The sequence below is a fragment of the Streptococcus sp. DD10 genome (genome assembly GCF_001578805.1).
Classification (GTDB): Bacteria; Bacillota; Bacilli; order Lactobacillales; family Streptococcaceae; genus Streptococcus.
In genome coordinates, this window is sequence record NZ_KQ969212.1 from 1 (window position 1) to 379 (window position 379).

Annotated in this window: 1 protein-coding gene; it reads left to right on the forward strand. The window is 44.1% G+C overall.

Annotated elements, in window-relative coordinates:
* Positions 1-379 (forward strand): helix-turn-helix domain-containing protein (locus tag STRDD10_RS10135; protein ID WP_156468668.1); only part of this gene is annotated, 379 nt, incomplete at both ends.

A 379-nucleotide genomic window follows, 5' to 3' on the forward strand; every position in this document is an offset into this window, starting at 1 on the left:
GAGTCACGGTAGCTGAGACATCAATCGTTGAGAAAAACTGCCAAATCTCCAATCTAGTCCGACAAAAGGTTGCACAACTCCTAACTGAGAATGTGTCTCTAACGGATATTGCCAGAAGACTTCGTGTGTCGACCTCCACTGTCTATCGTAAGCTTGACCAGTTTACTTTCACGGAGCATTATGACAAGCTCCCAAGCGTCATGTCTTGGGGTGAGTTTGGATTCAAGAAAGGGGAACTCGCTTTTGTGGCTCAAAACTATGAGTCCAACGAACTCATAACCTTCCTTGATAATCGCCGCCAAACCACTATTCGAAACCACTTTTTGAAGTATCCATTGAAAGTACGACAACAGGTGCAGTTTATCACGATGGATATGTT